This window comes from Streptacidiphilus melanogenes, from assembly GCF_000787835.1.
Classification (GTDB): Bacteria; Actinomycetota; Actinomycetes; order Streptomycetales; family Streptomycetaceae; genus Streptacidiphilus; species Streptacidiphilus melanogenes.
Genome location: NZ_BBPP01000004.1, coordinates 339,203 through 355,847, shown reverse-complemented (window position 1 = coordinate 355,847; position 16,645 = coordinate 339,203). Strand labels below are relative to the sequence as shown.

Sequence of the window (16,645 nt, the reverse complement as noted above, 5' to 3'; positions counted from 1 at the left end):
GCGTTCATGTAGTGGACATGCCATCTAGCTGGTTCGGGCTCTCCGCCAGGCCCGATGCTCGTGGCTACCGCCGCCCTACGCGCGTAGCGGTCCATCGAGCGCCGTTTCGCCACAAGCGGGAACGGCAGTCAGGAGTTCGACTCGTGCTCAGAACCTCCTCGGCCGGCAGAAGCGCCCTGCTCGCCTCCTGCACCTCCCTCGCGGTGGCCGCCGCGGTCGCCGCGGCCCCGGGCGCCACGGCGGCCCCGACGTCCGCCGCCTCCGCCCATACGACCACGACCGCGGCGACGGCGGCATCGTCGACGGTCCGTCACATCCTGTTCGACGACAGCAAGTCGGAGACCGCCGGCAACTCGGACTGGATCATCAGCACGAGCAAGCCCGACCCGCTCCAGCAGAACCCGAACCCGCAGACCGAGACGGACTGGACCGGGGCCATCTCCGCCTGGGGCGTCGCGCTGCAGAAGACCGGCGACTACAGCCTGGACACCCTGCCTCCGGGCAACACCATCACCTACGGCGACACCGGCAACCCGCTCGACCTGTCGCACTTCGACACGTTCGTGCTGCCCGAGCCGCAGGACCAGCTCTCCGCCGCCGAGAAGGCCGCGGTGATGCACTACGTGCAGAACGGCGGCGGCCTGTTCCTGGTGGTCGACCACACCGGCAGCGACCGCAACAACAACGGCTGGGACTCCCCCGCCATCGTCAACGACCTGCTGACCAACAACGGCGTGGACAACAACGACCCGTTCGGCTTCAGCGTCGACCTGAAGAACATCGTCAGCGACGCCCCGAGGGCGATCAGCGACGCCACCGACCCGGTCCTGCACGGCTCCTTCGGCGACGTCACGGGCAGCGTCATCTACAACGGCACCACCGAGACGCTGCACCCCGCCGACAACCCGAACGTCAAGGGCCTGGTCTACACGACCGGTTCGACCGCGGGCGGCAGCACCGGTGCGTTCTTCACCACCAGCGCCTTCGGCAGCGGCCGTGTCGCGATCTGGGGCGACAGCTCCGCCATCGACGACGGCACCGGCGAGCCCGGCCACACCGTCGAGGACGGCTGGGACGACCCCAAGGGCACCGACGCCGCGCTCGCCCTGAACGCCACCTCCTGGCTCGCCTCCGGCACCAGCGGTGGCGGAGCGGGCAACACCGTCACCGTGGCGAACCCGGGCAACCAGACCGGCACCGTCGGCGCCGCGGCCTCGCTCCAGGTCAGCGGCTCCGACTCGGCCGGTGCGGGCCTGACCTACACCGCGACCGGCCTCCCCACGGGGCTGGGCATCTCCGCCACCGGCCTGATCTCCGGCACGCCCACCTCGGCCAGCACCTCGAACGTGACGGTCACGGCGACCGACTCCACCGGAGCATCCGGTTCCGCGTCCTTCACCTGGACCGTCAACTCCACCGGCGGCGGTGGCGGCTGCACCTCGGCGCAGCTCCTCGGCAACCCGGGCTTCGAGACCGGCAGCGCCTCCCCGTGGACCGCCAGCTCCAGCGTGGTGAGCAACAGCAGCAACGAGCCCGCCCACTCGGGCAGCTGGGACGCCTGGCTGGACGGCTACGGCACCACCCACACCGACACCCTCGCCCAGACCGTCACCGTCCCGGCGGGCTGCACCAACACCGCGCTCTCCTTCTGGCTGCACGTCGACACCGCCGAGACCAGCACCACGACCGCCTACGACACCCTCAAGGTCCAGGTGCTGAACAGCTCGGGCACGGTGCTCGCCACGCTCGCCACCTACTCCAACCTGAACCACAACACCGGCTACACCCAGCACACCTTCAGCCTGGCCCCGTACGCGGGCCAGACCGTCACCCTGAAGTTCACCGGCGCCGAGGACAAGGTCGACCAGACCTCCTTCGTCCTCGACGACACCGCCGTCAACGCCGGCTGAGCCGCTCGGCGAGGAAGTCGAGGGCACGCCGGTCGTCGTCGGGGCCTCCCGCCTCGTGGCCGTTGTAGCGCCAGACGGCGAGGTCCTTCGGCCCCGCATAGGCGTGGTACGCGGCGAAGACGGTGGACGGCGGCACGACAGCGTCCATCAGCGCCGCCGAGAACCGCGCCGGGGCGGTGGCCCTGCGGGCGAAGTTGACGCCGTCGACGTAGGAGAGCGTCCGGTGCACCGCCTCCTCCTGGTCGCGGTGGACGGACAGGTAGTCCGCGATCTCCCGGAACGGGGCGCTGTCGGTGACCACCACGGCGCGCGGGAAGTCGCACAGGAACGGCACGTGCGCGACCAGTGCCGTGACGTCGGGGACCAGGGCGGCGACGGCCAGGGCTGCGCCGCCGCCCTGGCTCTGACCGATCACGGCGATCCGTTCGGGATCGACGCGGTCCAGGCTGCGGACGGCGTCCACGGCCCGGACCGCGTCGGTGATCAGACGCCGGTAGTAGTACGTGCGCGGCGAGCCGATGCCCCGGGTCATGACCCCGGGGACCTGCGGCCCGGCCGGGCCGGAGTCGGGGGTCGCGCCCCGGCTCCAGCCCGAGCCCTGCCCGCGGGTGTCCATCACCAGGTGGGCGTAGCCGGCGGACGCCCAGAGCAGGTTTTCCAGGACGTGTCCGCGCCCGCCTCCGTAGCCGACGTACTGGACGACGGCGGGGAGCGGTCCGTTCGCCCCGCGCGGCAGGCGCAGCCAGGCCTTGACCGGCTCACCGCCGAAACCGGGAAAGCTGACGTCCATGGTTTCCACCGTGCTCAGTCCGGTGCTGACCGGCGTCAGCCGGACCTCGCCGGGGAACGAGCGGGCCTCGGCGAGCGTCTGCTCCCAGAAGGCGTCGAAGTCGTCCGGATCGGTCTGGGCACTGCGGTGGCGCCGCAGTTCGGCCTCGGGCAGGTCGGTGTACAACGGCGGCCTCCCGGCGCCTCAGCCGCGCTCGACGGCGATCACGGGGTGCAGACGCCGGGTGTGGTCGACCTCGCGGACCTCGCCGGTCAGGCGCAGCGGGACGGTGATGCGGTGGTCGGTGCTGCTGGCGGAGATCCGCAGCTCCAGCTCGCCCGGCTCGACGATGCGGCGGCCCTCGCGTCCGGTGAAGGCGGCGAGGTCCGCGGGCAGCTCCAGCAGAACCCGGCAGCGCTCCCCGGCTTCCAGGGGCAGGCGACGGTAGCCGACCAGGCGCTGGACCGGCTGGACGACGGAGGCCACCGGGTCGTGCAGATAGAACTGCACGACCTCGCAGCCGGACCGCTCGCCGGTGTTGGCGACCTCGAAGGCGAGCCGGAAGGTGCCGTCGGTGCAGGCCTCCGGGACGGCGAGGTCGAGCCCGGACCAGGCGAAGCGCGTGTAGCCGAGCCCGTGTCCGAAGCCGTAGGCGGGGCTGGTGTCGGTGCTGGACACGTCGCTGTCCTGTGCCAGCCGTGCGGCCAGATAGGTGGAGGGTTGGACGCCCTTGCTCCGCGGCACGCTGACGGGCAGACGGCCGGAGGGGTTCACGCGTCCGCCGAGCACGCCCGCGATCGCCTCGGTCCCGGCCTCGCCGGGGAAGAAGGACTGCACGATGGCGGCCGCCTGCGTCTCGGCCCGGCCCAGCGCGTACGGGCGGCCCGCCAGCATGACCAGCACCACGGGCGTGCCCTCGTCCAGCACGACGTCGAGCAACTGTTGCTGAACACCGGGGAGTTGCAGGGATTCGGCGTCGCAGCCCTCGCCGCTGGTGCCACGTCCGAACAGGCCGGCCCGGTCCCCCAGGGCGAGCACCACGACGTCGGCGAGGCGCGCGGCGGCCACTGCCTCGGCGAATCCGGCCGTGCTGTCCCCGTCGACCGTCGCGCCGGTCGCGGAGAAGATCTCCGCGTCGGGGAACTCGGCCGCCAGGGTCTCCCGCAGGGTGGGCAGTTCGATGCCGATCGGCACCTCGGGATGCTGTCCGCCGACGTGCACGGGGAAGGCGTAGCAACCCAGCACGGCCGTCGGGGTGTCGGCGTTGGGGCCGATCAACGCGATCCGCCGGGGGCGGTCCAGCGGCAGCGTGCCGTCGTTGCGCAGCAGCACGACGGCCTGCTCCGCGAGTTCGCGGGCGACGCGCCGGTTGGCGGGACGGTCCAGGTCGACGCTGCCACGCAGGGTCTCCGGCGCGTCCAGGTCCGCCCCGGCGAGAGCCTCGGGAACGGGGTTCCAGTCGGGGTCGAGCAGTCCGAGCTGGGCCTTCTGCACCAGGATCCGGCGCAGGGCGCGGTCGATCAGCTGCTCGGGGACCGCGCCGGACTGCACGGCGTCGAGCAGCGGCTGACCGAAGGTCTTGACGGTCGGCAACTCGACGTCGACGCCGCTGGCGAGGGCGAGCCCGGCGGCCTCCTCCCAGCTTCCGGCGACGCCGTGCAGCAGCTTGAGGAAGGCGATGCCGAAGTAGTCGGCGACGACGGTGCCGTCGAAGCCCCAGGTGTCCCGCAGCAGGCCGGTGAGCAGCTCCTTGTCGGCGGCCGAGGGGATGCCGTCGGTGTCGGTGTAGGCGTGCATGACCGAGCGGGGGCGGCCCTCGCGCACGGCCATCTCGAAGGGCGGCAGGATCACGTCGGCGCGCTCGCGCGCGCCCATGGTGACGGGCGCGAGGTTGCGGCCGGCCCGGGAGGCGGAGTACCCGGCGAAGTGCTTGAGCGTGGCGACGATCCCGGCCGACTCCAGGCCCTGCACGTAGGCGGTGGCGATCGTGCCGACGAGGTACGGGTCCTCGCCGATGGTCTCCTCGACGCGCCCCCAGCGGGCGTCGCGCACGACGTCGAGCACGGGCGCGAGGCCCTGGTGCACGCCGACGGCGCGCATGTCGGCGCCGACGGCGGCGGCCATGGTGCGCACCAGCTCGGGGTTGAAGGCCGCCCCCCACGACAGCGGGACGGGGTAGGCGGTGGCGCCCCAGGCGGCGAAACCGGCCAGGCACTCCTCGTGGGCGAGCGCGGGTATGCCGAAGCGGTTGGCGGCGGCGATGCGCTGCTGGGAACGGGCAAGGGAGAGCGCGCCGAGGGCGGCGTCGACGGGGGCGGTGCCGAAGGGGCGGGTCAGCTGGCCGAGGCCCTGCGGCAGCAGCTCGTCCAGGTCGGGGGGTTCCTCCATCTCGTGCTGGTGCGGGGCGACTTCACCGCCCTCGTCGGAGGCCCCCACCCAGACGCCGACGAGCTGGGCGGTCTTCTCCCGCAGGGTCATCGCCGCGATGAGGGCGTCGGCCCGGGCCTCGGGGGTGAGGGAGACGTCCTGCCAGGCGGCGGCGCCGGTTTCGGCCTGGACGATGGGCTTCATGTTGACGGTCACTTTCCTCCGACCCCCATGAGCCCCTGGACGAGGGCGCGACGGGCGAACAGGTAGACGACGAAGATGGGGAGCATGGACAGCACCACCGCGGCGAGCAGACCGGGAACGTCGACGCCGTGCTCGGTCTGGAAGTTGTACAGGCCCAGGGTGATGACCTTGGTGGAGTCCGACTGGGTGAGGATGAGCGGGAAGAGGAAGCCGTTCCAGGCCTGGAGGGCCGAGAAGACCACGATGGAGGAGAGCCCGCCCCTGGACAGCGGCAGGACCAGCTGTCGGAAGACCCGCCACGGGGAGGCGCCGTCGATGGCCATCGCCTCATAGAGGTCCGGGGTGATGTCGCGCATCGCACCGGTGAGCACCAGGGTGCACACGGGCATCGAGAACGCGGCGGTCGGCAGGATGACGCCGATCAGGTGGTCGTACAGCCCGGCCTGGCTGATCACGTAGAACATCGGCACGATCACGGCCTGGGCGGGGACCGCGAGTCCGAGCAGGAACACCCGGAACACCACGGTGATGGTCCGTCCCCTGGCCCGCACGATCGCGTAGGCGAGCGGCGGGACCACCAGCAGCACGATGCCGACGACGCTGACGGTGACGACGAGGGTGTTCAGGAAGTCCTGGCCGAACCCGTTGTCGAAGGCGCTGAGGTAGTTGCTCAGCGTCAGCTGCGAGGGGAAGCTCAGCGGGCCCTGGGTGGAGTAGTTCGAGGTGGTGCGCAGGGTCGAGATCAGCAGCACGTACAGTGGCAGGCCGACCAGCGCGAGCCAGACCAGGGAGCCGAGCCCGGCGAGGTAGTTGGGGCGCTGGCGCATCAGATCCCCTCCGCCGTGCTGCGCATCTTGTCGTAGCCCGAGATCCGGACCACGGCCAGGGAGATGAGGGTGGCGACGACGACCAGGACCAGCGCGATGGCCGAGCCGGCGCCGAAGTCGAAGTTCTTGAAGCCCTGTTCGTACATGTAGTACGCGCTGACGGTGGTGTCGGTGCCCGGTCCGCCCTGGGTGAGGATCAGCACGGTGTCGAAGGTGGTCAGGCCGCCGACCACCATCAGGATCACCGAGGTGATCATGGTGTTGCGCAGCTGCGGCAGGGTGATGTGGAAGAACTGCCGCACCGTGCCTGCCCCGTCGATAGCCGCGGCCTGGTAGAGCACCTGCGGGATGGCGCGGGCGCCGCCCTGGTAGAGCAGCGCGTGCAGCGGCGTGAACTGCCACATGCCCACGAAGGTCAGCACCGCGATCGAACCGGCCTGGCTGCCGAGCAGGTTGCCGTCGCCGAACAGCCAGGGCAGCTGGCCCGGGAGGCCGAAGTTGGGGTCGAGCAGGGCGCGCCACAGTACCGAGACCGCGGTCGCGGAGAGCAGCAGGGGGACGAAGAAGATCGCCGACAGCACGGCCCGGTTGCGCTGGCGTCCGGCCGCCCAGACACCCAGCAGGATGCTGACGGGCGTCTGGGTGACAACCCCGAGCAGGGTCAGCACCAGGGTGAGCCAGATGCTCTGGCTCATCACCGGGTCGTCGATCAGCTTGGTCCAGTTCGCCAGCCCGTTGAAGTGCGGTGAGGTGATGCCGTCCCAGCTGGTGAAGGACAGCACCGCGACGAGCACCAGCGGCAGGATGGCGAACAGCAGGAAGAAGACGGTGGCGGGCACCGCCCAGGCGAAGCCTGGGCGGGTCGCCCCGACGCCGGGCCGACGCGCCTTGAGGCGGCGCCGGCCGAGCTCGGTGGTGAAGGAGAGTGCACTCATCGCCTGGCCGCTCAGGAGTTGGTCAGCGACTGCATCTGCTGGATGAAGCCGTTCGCGTCGGTCTTGCCGTCGAAGAACTCCTGGACGGCGGTGTGGATGGTGGTGGTCGCCGCCGGCGGGTAGGCCTGGTCCCAGGAGAGCTGGAACGAGGGCGCCGCCTTGACCAGGTTGAACTGGAACTGCGAGTAGGCCGGGCTGGCGGAGGTGGCCAGGAAGTTCGCGGTGTTGGTGGTGGTCGGCAGGTTGCCGATGCCCAGCTGGGCCTTCACGAACTCGTCGGAGTACATGAGCTTGAGGAAGGCCGCGACCGCGTCGGGGTGCTGGGTCTTCTTCAGCACGGAGTAGAAGTTGTTGGTGTTGCCGACGACGTCGTTCGGGTCGCCCTTGCCGCCGCTGACGCTCGGGAAGGCGCTGTAGCCGAGGTCGTTCTTGGCGAAGTCGGGGTTGCCGGACTGCTGCGTGGAGTACTCCCACGAGCCCATCAGCTCGAAGGCGGCCTTGCCCTTGGCGAGCAGCGCCGGGGAGCCGCCGTCGGTGAACTTCACCGAGTCGAAGTTGTTGCCGAACCCCCCGGCGTCGATGAGCTGCTTGAGCATGCCGAGGGCCTTGACGCTGTCCGGGCTGGACCACGCGCTCTTGTCACCGGCGAGGGCCTTCTCGAACAGGCCGGGGCCGGCGACCCGGTCGTAGACGTACTCGAACCACATCTGGGTGGGCCACTGGTCGCCGCCACCGAGGGCGATCGGCGTCAGCCCCTTGGCCTTGAGCACCTTGACGTCGTTGACCAGGTCGTCCCAGGTCTGCGGGGCGCTCAGCCCGGCGCTCGCGAGGACCTGCTTGTTGTTGAAGAGCAGCACCGGCTGGGTGCCGCGCATTGGGACGCCGTAGGCGTGGCCGTCGATCACCGCGGTGTTGAAGACGGACGGGAGGAAGTTGTTCTTCAGCCCCGGGTCCTTGGCGATCATGCCGTCCAGCGGGAGCAGCAGGTTGTCCTTGACGTAGGGCGCGATGCTGCCGCCGCCCCAGTTGAAGAAGATGTCCGGGGCCTGCGGGGTGTTGATGATCGTGTTGAGCTTGGACTGGTAGTCGGCGCCGGGGATGGTGTCCAGCACCGCCTTGACCTTCGAGGTCTTGTTGAAGGTGTCGACGAGTTGCTTCTCCACGGTGTTGCCGGCGTCGCCGTAGACGAGGACGTGGATCGTCCCCGAGTCGGCGGACGCCGCGGTCCCGCCGCTCGACCCGCATGCCGTGGTCAGACCGAGCACCAGTGTGGCCGTCGCCGCGACCATGGCGGCTCTTCTGCGGGAGGAACCGCTGCGAACAGTGACGTCAAGGGAAACCATGGCCCGTCCACCTCATCGATAGTTTCGGTGATGTTGCCGAATTTTCTGGGAAACCTAGGCGTAGTATGGAGCCTCGTCAAGGGCCTGGACCCCATGGATTCGGACGTACCGGTCGCCGCGCGGACCGGCTAGCATCCGTCGCGTACAGTCCCGAAGACAGCGGACTTCGCACACCAGGCAGCACAGGAGGGGCTCGTGACCAGAGCGGCGACACTCGCCGAGATCGCGCGCGAGGCAGGAGTGTCCACACCGACTGTTTCGAAGGTGCTCAACGGCCGCGCGGACGTCGCACCCGCCACCCGCGAGCGCGTGGAGGAGCTGCTGCACCAGTACGGCTACCAGCGGCGACGCGGCAGCAGCGCCCCGTCCAGCCCGCTGCTGGAGCTCGTCTTCCACGAGCTCGAGAGCGCCTGGGCGATGGAGGTGATCCGGGGCGTCGAGAACGTCGTCCGCGAGGAGGGCCTGAGCGTCGTCCTGTCGGAGTCCGCCGGGCGGCTGAGCCTCGGGCAGTCCTGGATGGAGGGCGTGCTCTCCCGCCGCCCCACCGGCGTGGTCCTGGTGCTGTCCGGGCTGGACCAGGCCCAGCAGGCGCAGCTGACCAGCCGCGACATCCCCTTCGTGGTCATGGACCCGGCCGGGGACCCGGGCCAGGACGTGCCGGCTGTCGGGACGACCAACTGGAACGGCGGTCTTGCCGCCACGCGCCACCTGCTCGACCTCGGCCACCGCCGGATCGGCATGATCGCCGGGCCGCGGCCGATGATGTGCAGCCGCGCCCGGATCGACGGCTACCGGGCCGCACTGGAGACGGCCGGCATCACGGTCGACCCCGCACTGATCCGCGAGGGCGACTTCCACCACACCTCCGGCTACCGCGAGGGCCTGGAGCTGCTGCGGCTGCCGGACCGCCCCACCGCGATCTTCACGGGGAACGACCTGCAGGCACTCGGACTGTACGAGGCCGCAAGGGAGTTGAACCTGCGCATCCCGGAGGATCTCAGCGTCGTCGGCTTCGACGACCTGCCCGTGGCCCGATGGGTCGGCCCGCCGCTCACCACCGTGCGCCAACCGCTCACCGAGATGGCCGAGATGGCCGCGCGCATGGTGATAGACCTGGCCCGCGGCCACCAGCCCGCCACCCTGCGCGTGGACCTGGCCACCACCCTGGTCGAACGCAGCAGCACGGCGCCGCCGCCGAAGGCCTGACGCAGCGTTTCGCAACTTTCGAATCGTGTTTCGCCGGGACCGTGGCTGGGGCCGTCCCTGTGACCGTCCCGCCAGGACCTGAACGAGAAGGGCGCACCGTGCACAACTGGGCAGGCAACATCGAGTTCGAGGCGGCGCGGGTCCACCGGCCGGGGACGGTCGAGGAGGCACGCCGGATCGTCGCCGCCGCCGAGCAGGTCAAGGTGCTGGGCAGCGGCCACTCCTTCAACCGCGTCGCGGACACCAGCGGCGACCTGCTCGTGCTGGACGGCCTGCCGCGCGGCGCGGAGGTCTCCGCCGACCGGCGCACCGTCACCGTCAGCGGCTCCCCGCGCTACGCCGAACTCGCCCGCGAACTGCACGCGCGCGGCCTCGCGCTGGCCAACCTGGCCTCACTGCCGCACATCTCCGTCGCCGGCTCGTGCGCCACCGGGACCCACGGCTCCGGGAACGGCCTGCAGGGCCTCGCCGCGGCGGTGACGGCCATGCGGTTGATCACCGCGGACGGAGAGCTGCTCGACGTCAGCCGCGAGAAGGACGTCGACCGGTTCGCCGGGTCGGTCGTCGCCCTCGGCGCGCTCGGCGCCGTCGTCGGCCTCACCCTCGCCGTCGAGCCCGCCTTCGAGGTGGCCCAGTGGGTCTACGACGACGTGCCGCTGGACCGCATCGCCGACCGGTTCGACGAGGTGTTCGGCACCGCCTACAGCGTGAGCGCGTTCACCGACTGGGGTCGCGACACGGCGAGCGTGTGGGTCAAGTGCCGCCCGGATCGTGAGGGCGGCGCGCACCCGGGCGCCCGCTGGCTGGACGGCCGCCTCGCCGACGGTCCGCGGCACCCGGTTCCGGGGCTGTCGCCGGTGCACTGCACCGGACAGCTCGGCGTGCCAGGCCCGTGGCACGAGCGACTGCCGCACTTCCGGCCGGACTTCACCCCGAGCGCCGGCGAGGAGCTCCAGTCGGAACTCCTGCTGCCGCGCGAGGCGGCGGCCGCGGCCATCGCGGAGATGCGGGCCCTCGGGCCGCGGATCGCACCGCTGCTGCTGACCTCCGAGATCCGCACCGTCGCGGCGGACGACCTGTGGCTCAGCCCCGCCTACGGCCGCGACTCCGTCGCCGTCCACTGCACCTGGCGCCCGGTGTCCGACGCGGTGCGGGAGGCGATCGCGCTGATCGAGCGGGAGCTGCTGCCGCTGGGCGGCCGCCCGCACTGGGGCAAGCTCTTCGGGCTCGCCCCCGAGGCCGTCGGCGCCCTGTACGAGCGGGGCGGGGACTTCCGCCGTCTGATGACCGAGCTCGATCCGCGCTCCGCGTTCCGCAACGACTACGTCGCGGCGGCCTTCCCCCGGCCGTGAACACGGCGGCGCGACCCGTCGCGTGTCCGTCAATTCACCCGGTCGGCAGCTCCACAGGCCTCTGAGCTGGCCTTCCGCCCAAGCAACTGCTATCGGCGTGCGCCTTCGGTGTGTATACGGTGCTTGACTCTCCGTGATGGCCGGGCTTGACTGCGAGCGACCGTCGCCGTCTCGTCGGGATCCCTCAACTAGCCCGCCCGACCAGCCATGTCGCTGGGTTCGGCTGTTCCCTGATGCCGGCGGGTCGGCGTGGAGCCCGGCGAGCGCGGCTTCCCGCTCCCTGTCCTTTCGGAGGACTGCGCATGCCCGAGACCCTCGATGCCGGTCAGCCTGCCGCACCGTCACCCCTGTCACGCCGACGCCTGATCCAGCACGCCGGCGCGGCCGGTGCGGCCACCGTCGCGGCGGGGCTCGCCCTCGACGCCGCCCTGGCCGGGCCCGCCGACGCCGCACCGCGACCCCACGGGGCGCCACGGCCCGGCGCGCCCGCACCGGTGGGAACGACCTCGCACCCGGTCGACGAGCCCTTCGTGGTCCGGATCGTCGACGCCCGCACCGGCGAGCTGGACATCTTCCACGGCCACCAGCACCACCGGGTCCGCGACCAGAAGCTCGTCGCCGAGCTGCTGCGCGCCGCCGCGCGCTGACCCGGGGGCGCCCTCCCCAGCCCCGGCCGGGGCCTCCCCCCGTGGGCCCCGGCCGGAACCCACCTGTCCTGAGGCCCCATCACCCCCTGCGAGGTTCGGCATGTCCTCCCACCGTGAAGCACCCGAGATCGCCAAGGACCCGGTCGCCGACAGCACCGACCTGTACGCCTTCGTCAGCCCCGACGACCGCCGCACCGTCACGCTGATCGCCAACTACATCCCGCTGCAGAACCCCGCGGGCGGCCCGAACTTCTACGAGTTCGGCGACGACGTGCTCTACGAGATCCACATCGACAACGACGGTGACGCCCGCGCGGACGTCACCTACCAGTTCCGCTTCACCACCCACCTGCGCAACCGGGACACCTTCCTCTACAACACCGGTCCCATCGACTCGCTGAACTCGCCGAACTGGAACCGCTTCCAGACCTACACGGTCACCCGCGTCGAGCACGGCCGCGAGACGGTGCTGGGCCGGAACCTGATGTGCCCGCCGTGCAACATCGGCCCGCTGTCCACGCCCGACTACACCCGGCTCGCCCGCGAGGCCGTGCACCCCCTGGGCGACCGGCGCCGGGTCTTCGCCGGTCAGCGCGCCGAGGGTTTCTACGTCGACCTCGGGTCCATTTTCGACCTCGCGGACCTGCGGCCGTTCCAGTCGCTCCAGGTCTTCGCGAAGGCCCAGGGCCTGCCCGACCAGCCGGGCGTGAACGCCACCAAGGAGCTCAACGTCCACAGCATCGCGCTGAGGGTCCCCATCGACGAGCTGACCCGCAACGGCTGGGCGGGCAGGGACGTTGACGACCCGCGCGCGGTCATCGGCGTGTGGACCACCGCGAGCCGGCGCGCCTCGCGCATCATCGAGCACGGCAAGGGCGAGGACTGCGAGTCCGGGCCCTTCGTGCAGGTCTCGCGGCTCGGCAACCCGCTGGTCAACGAGGTCCTCATCCCGATGTCGCGCAAGGACGAGTGGAACGCCCTGCCGCCGTCGGACGACAAGCGATTCGCCTCCTACGTCGCCAAGCCCGAACTCGCGGGGCTGCTGCCGGTGCTCTACCCGGGGGTGTTCCCGAACCTGGCGGCGCTGGACGCCTCAGGAAAGCCCCGGACCGACCTGCTCGCGATCCTGCTCACCGGCATCCCCAAGGGTGTCGTCCCCGGCTTCCAGAACTTCACCGGAAGCACCGAGGCCGACATGCTGCGCCTCAACGTCGCGATCCCGCCCGCCAGGCATCCGAACATCCTCGGCCTGATCGGCGGCGACCCGGCCGGGTTCCCCAACGGTCGCCGGGTCTTCGACGACGTCGTCACCGTCGAGCTGCGCGCCATCGCGGGCCTCACCTACGCGCTCGTCGACCCGAGCTACCACCCCGACGCGGCGGCCGGGGAGATCACCGACGGGCTCGACAACCACTCGCCGGGGACCCCCTACCTGCACCACTTCCCCTACCTGGGCGTCCCCTACGACGGCTACCACCACCCCGCCTCCTGACCCACGGCCGGACCCGACCGCTCCGGCGCCCGCGAGGGGATCGCCCCGCGGGCGCCGGAGCCATACCTGCCCCCAAGGAGCCGGTCATGCCCCACCCCCAGATCCACGACCACGGGGCCCACGCACCCCACGAGCACGAACACCCGCCCCTGCCGGCGCCCTCCCACGAGGGGAGCGTCGTCCTCGACATCGGCGCGGGAACCGGCGCCCTGGTCATCCACGCCACCGACGCGGACGACGGGCTGGAGATCCACGCCAGCCCCGCGGACCGGCCGGAGCAGCGGACCCACGCGGCCGTGCGCCCGCGCCACCTCCCCGACCGCACCCTGTACGCGGCCGTGCTGACCCCGCTCCCCACCGGCCGCTACACCGTCTGGCAGCGGGACGACACCCCGCACGGCAGCGTCGACGTCACGGAAGGCCAGGTCAGCGACTACCGCTGGGCCTGACGCCGCCGACCGGTCCGGGGCTCACGACAGCCCGTTGACCAGCCCGGTGAAGAGCAGCGGCAGCCGGGACGCGGCCGGGACGACGTAGGGCGCGAGCACGGACCGCTGACGGGTCCACAGCAGCGCCTGCGTGAGCGCGCGGTGGCGGCGGGTGGCCCGACGCCAGGCGCGCTCGTACGCCTCGGGCCGGTCCGCGCGGACGCATGCCACCAGGGCGGCCGCGCCGGACACGGACAGGGAGAGGCCCTCGCCCGTGAGGGCGTCGACGTACCCGGCCGCGTCGCCGACCAGCAGCACCCGGCCGGCCACCCGGGTCCGCGCCCGCTGCCGCATCGGTCCGGCTCCCCGGACCGGTCCGGCGGCGGCGCCGCGCAGCCGCTCGGCGAGCACCGGAAACGCCGCAAGGTGCTGCTCGAAGGAGCCGCGGCCGGCGGTGAGCACGGCGACGCCGACCAACGCGGGCGTGAGCGGGGTGACATAGGCCTCGGCCCGCTCGGACCAGTGCACCTCGACGCAGTCGGACCACGGGGCGACGGCGAAGTGACGGCGCAGCCCGTGACGCCGGGGCGTCCCGTGCACCGGCCGGTCCAGGCCGAGTGCGCGCCGGATCGGTGAGTGGAGGCCGTCCGCGGCGGCCAGGTAGCGGGCCTCGAGCCCGGCGGCGTGCACCCGGTCGCCCGCCTGGCGCACGCCGTCGACCCGGACGGGCAGCACCGGGACGCCCAACCGCTCGGCCCGGTGCGCGAGCGCGGTGTGCAGGTCGGTGCGGCGCACGCCCAGGCCCGGCGGGCCGTGGAAGCGCGCCTCGGCCTGCCTGCGGTCGTCGAGGTAGCGGATGCCGCGCAGCGGCTGCCCCGTCAGCTGGACGCCCAGCTCGCGCAGGGCGGCCGCGCCGCCGGGCATCAGGCCCTCCCCGCAGGCCTTGTCGATCGGGCCCGGGCGCGGTTCGGCGACGACGACGCGCAGCCCGGCGCGTGCGGCGTGGATCGCGGTGGCGAGCCCGGCGGGGCCGCCTCCGGCGACCAGGAGGTCGATCACCCCGCCGTCGCCAGGGCGAGGGCGGCGTTCTCGCAGCGCACCCGGGTCGTCAGCAACGGCCAGTTGAGCAGGGTGAACACGCCTGCGGTGATCCAGTTGCCGTGGACCAGGGGCAGGGCGACCCCTTCCAGCACCACGGCGAGGTAGTTCGGGTGCCGCAGCCACCGGTAGGGGCCACGGGAGACGAGCGGCAGACCGGGGACGACGATCACCCGTGTGTTCCAGCGGGTGCCGAGCGTGCTGATGCACCACCAGCGCAGCGCCTGGGCCGCCAGCGCGGCGGCGAGGGCGGGCCAGCCCAGCCAGGGCAGGAAGGGGCGGTGCAGCAGTCCGGTCTCCAGCAGGCATCCGGCCAGCAGACCGGTGTGCAGGGCCACCATGACGGGGTAGTGGCCGGCGCCGTGCTCGACGCCGCCGCGGGCGCGGCTCCAGCGGGCGTGCCGCTGGGCGGTCACCAGCTCCGCCAGGCGCTCCGCGGCGACCAGCAGGATCAGGACGGTGTAGGCGTTCACGGCGTTCTGGCCTCCAGAGCGTTCATCGGCGGCTACCAGCGCAGGAGGACGAGTTCGACGCAGAATCCCGGCCCCATCGCCAGCAACAGGCCGGGCGTGCCCGGGGGCGGCGGCCGCAGCGCGAGGGTGTCCCGCAGGATGTGCAGCACCGAGGCGGAGGACAGGTTGCCGACCTCGGCCAGGGAGCGCCACGTCAGTTCCAGGGCCCGGGCGGGCAGGTCGACGGCCTCGCGCACGGCGTCCAGGACCTTCGGGCCGCCCGGGTGGCAGACCCAGGCGGTCACGTCGCCCGCCTTGGTGTCGTGGTCGGCGAGGAAGCCGTGCACCACCGGCCCGAGCTGACGGCGCACCAGCTCGGGCAGATCGGAGCCGAGCATGATGTGGAAGCCGGTGTCGCCGATCGTCCACCCGAGCAGCTCCTCCGTTCCGGGGAACAGGTGGCTGCGGGTGGCGACGATCTCGGGCCCGCCGGACGCCGAGGCCTCGGCCCGGCTGGAGCCCACGGCGAGGGCGGCGGCCGCGCCGTCCCCGAACAGCGCACCCGCGACCAGGTTCTGCATGGACGCGTCGCCGCGCTGCAGCGTGAGGGAGCACAGCTCGACCGAGAGCAGCAGCGCCGTCTCCTCGGGATGGCCGACGAGGTAGTCGTGCAGTCGCGCCAGGCCCGCGGCCCCCGCGACGCAGCCGAGGCCGAAGACCGGCACCCGCTTCACGTCCGGCCGCAGCCCCAGGCTCTCCGCGAGCCGCGCCTCCAGCGAGGGCGCGGCGATGCCGGTCACCGAGGTGGAGACGACCAGGTCGACGTCCCGGGCGTGCAGCCCGGCCTGGTCCAGCGCGCCCCGGACGGCCTCCCGTCCGAGCTCCAGCGCGGCGCGCACGAAGGCGTCGTTGCGCGCACCGAACCCGTCCAGCTCCCCGTACCGGTCGATCGGCAGCACGAGGTGACGTCCCGTCACCCCCGAGGAGGCGTGGACACGCTCCAGGACCTCCCGGTCGCCGCGCGGCAGCCGGCACGCCGCGCCCACCATGCGGGTGATCTCCCCCTGCGGGTACCGGTACGGCGGCAGGACGCCCTGAACCGCGACAATCCGGGTCATTCCGCCATCGTAGGCCGCAAGCCACCCAGATCCCGCGATACCCGGCTCCCCCGCGTGGCTGACACCCCGTCGCCCAAAGGCGGCCCGCCGAAGGCGGAACGCCCGTGTCGAACCTTGGCGGGTCGGGCCCGACGTCATGAGCCGCCCCCTGCACCGGCCTCCCGACTCCCCGCACGTGGGCTGACGCCCCGCTGCCCGTCGGCGGGACGGGGGCGTGTCGGGCGTCGTGGCAGCGTGGAGAGGGAGAGGTTGGGCCCTAGCATCGGGGGGTGCCCACCGAAGCGGTGTCGCGAGGGGTTGGTGCGCCGGTCGCGCTGGTGCTGGCCGCGCATCCCGCTCCCGCGTTCGCCGTCAGCGGCATGGCGACCGCGCTCGCCGCGGCCGTGGGACGGGGGCCGGGTGGATGCCTGCTGGTGGGCCTCGCCGTGCTGGCCGGCCAGCTCTGCGTCGGGTGGAGCAACGACGTCATCGACGTGCGGCGGGACATCCCGGCGGGA

At 72.2% G+C, this 16,645-nt stretch carries 14 protein-coding genes and 1 pseudogene; 7 read left to right on the top strand and 8 right to left on the bottom strand.

Annotated elements, in window-relative coordinates:
- Positions 1–143: 143 nt before the first annotated feature.
- On the top strand, positions 144–1,910 hold the full coding sequence (locus TR49_RS42520; protein WP_042378354.1) for a putative Ig domain-containing protein: 1,767 nt from the start codon (positions 144–146) through the stop codon (positions 1,908–1,910).
- Here the strand turns inward: TR49_RS42520 and TR49_RS07285 are convergent.
- From TR49_RS07285 to TR49_RS07265, 5 genes are all read right to left on the bottom strand, one after another.
- A complete protein-coding gene (locus tag TR49_RS07285) occupies positions 1,897–2,865 on the bottom strand; it encodes an acetylxylan esterase (RefSeq protein ID WP_042378353.1) in 969 nt (322 codons plus the stop codon). The genes TR49_RS42520 and TR49_RS07285 overlap by 14 nt on opposite strands.
- An 18-nt stretch (positions 2,866–2,883) precedes the next feature.
- Complete coding sequence (locus TR49_RS07280; RefSeq protein ID WP_236653259.1) at positions 2,884–5,157, bottom strand: beta-xylosidase/alpha-l-arabinosidase; 2,274 nt, start codon at positions 5,155–5,157, stop codon at positions 2,884–2,886.
- A 101-nt stretch (positions 5,158–5,258) separates the two neighbouring features.
- On the bottom strand, positions 5,259–6,077 hold the full coding sequence (locus TR49_RS07275; RefSeq protein ID WP_042378351.1) for a carbohydrate ABC transporter permease: 819 nt from the start codon (positions 6,075–6,077) through the stop codon (positions 5,259–5,261).
- Entirely contained in the window at positions 6,077–7,012 is a 936-nt protein-coding gene (locus TR49_RS07270) for a carbohydrate ABC transporter permease (RefSeq protein WP_042378349.1), read from the bottom strand. The genes TR49_RS07275 and TR49_RS07270 overlap by 1 nt, the downstream gene beginning before the upstream one ends.
- 11 nt (positions 7,013–7,023) lie before the next feature.
- Entirely contained in the window at positions 7,024–8,355 is a 1,332-nt protein-coding gene (locus TR49_RS07265; protein WP_439654084.1) for an ABC transporter substrate-binding protein, read from the bottom strand.
- A gap of 195 nt (positions 8,356–8,550) precedes the next feature.
- Here TR49_RS07265 and TR49_RS07260 point away from each other — a divergent pair, with 195 nt between their 5' ends.
- From TR49_RS07260 to TR49_RS07240, 5 genes are all read left to right on the top strand, one after another.
- Positions 8,551–9,561 carry a LacI family DNA-binding transcriptional regulator gene (locus TR49_RS07260; protein WP_084724635.1) on the top strand — a complete coding sequence of 337 codons (1,011 nt, stop codon included), beginning with the start codon at positions 8,551–8,553 and terminating at the stop codon, positions 9,559–9,561.
- A gap of 98 nt (positions 9,562–9,659) precedes the next feature.
- Positions 9,660–10,913, top strand: coding sequence for an FAD-binding protein (locus TR49_RS07255; protein WP_201776157.1), 1,254 nt, complete (start codon positions 9,660–9,662; stop codon positions 10,911–10,913).
- Positions 10,914–11,215: 302 nt separating this feature from the next.
- Positions 11,216–11,560 (top strand): twin-arginine translocation signal domain-containing protein, encoded by a 345-nt coding sequence (locus TR49_RS07250; RefSeq protein ID WP_042378345.1) that lies wholly within the window; start codon positions 11,216–11,218, stop codon positions 11,558–11,560.
- A 100-nt stretch (positions 11,561–11,660) separates the two neighbouring features.
- Positions 11,661–13,052 (top strand): DUF4331 domain-containing protein, encoded by a 1,392-nt coding sequence (locus tag TR49_RS07245; protein ID WP_042378344.1) that lies wholly within the window; start codon positions 11,661–11,663, stop codon positions 13,050–13,052.
- 86 nt (positions 13,053–13,138) lie between these two features.
- On the top strand, positions 13,139–13,501 hold the full coding sequence (locus tag TR49_RS07240; protein WP_084724634.1) for a hypothetical protein: 363 nt from the start codon (positions 13,139–13,141) through the stop codon (positions 13,499–13,501).
- Positions 13,502–13,522: 21 nt separating this feature from the next.
- Here TR49_RS07240 and TR49_RS07235 read toward each other — a convergent pair whose 3' ends face one another.
- The 3 genes from TR49_RS07235 to TR49_RS07225 are packed head-to-tail and all read right to left on the bottom strand — an operon-like array spanning position 13,523 to position 16,148.
- Complete coding sequence (locus TR49_RS07235) at positions 13,523–14,539, bottom strand: NAD(P)/FAD-dependent oxidoreductase (RefSeq protein ID WP_042378343.1); 1,017 nt, start codon at positions 14,537–14,539, stop codon at positions 13,523–13,525.
- Positions 14,536–15,051 (bottom strand): isoprenylcysteine carboxyl methyltransferase family protein, encoded by a 516-nt coding sequence (locus tag TR49_RS07230; RefSeq protein WP_042378340.1) that lies wholly within the window; start codon positions 15,049–15,051, stop codon positions 14,536–14,538. The genes TR49_RS07235 and TR49_RS07230 overlap by 4 nt, the downstream gene beginning before the upstream one ends.
- A gap of 32 nt (positions 15,052–15,083) precedes the next feature.
- Positions 15,084–16,148 carry a type III polyketide synthase gene (locus TR49_RS07225; protein WP_042378339.1) on the bottom strand — a complete coding sequence of 355 codons (1,065 nt, stop codon included), beginning with the start codon at positions 16,146–16,148 and terminating at the stop codon, positions 15,084–15,086.
- A 269-nt stretch (positions 16,149–16,417) separates the two neighbouring features.
- Here TR49_RS07225 and TR49_RS43605 point away from each other — a divergent pair.
- Positions 16,418–16,645: pseudogene (locus tag TR49_RS43605) on the top strand (UbiA family prenyltransferase); the annotation flags it as partial.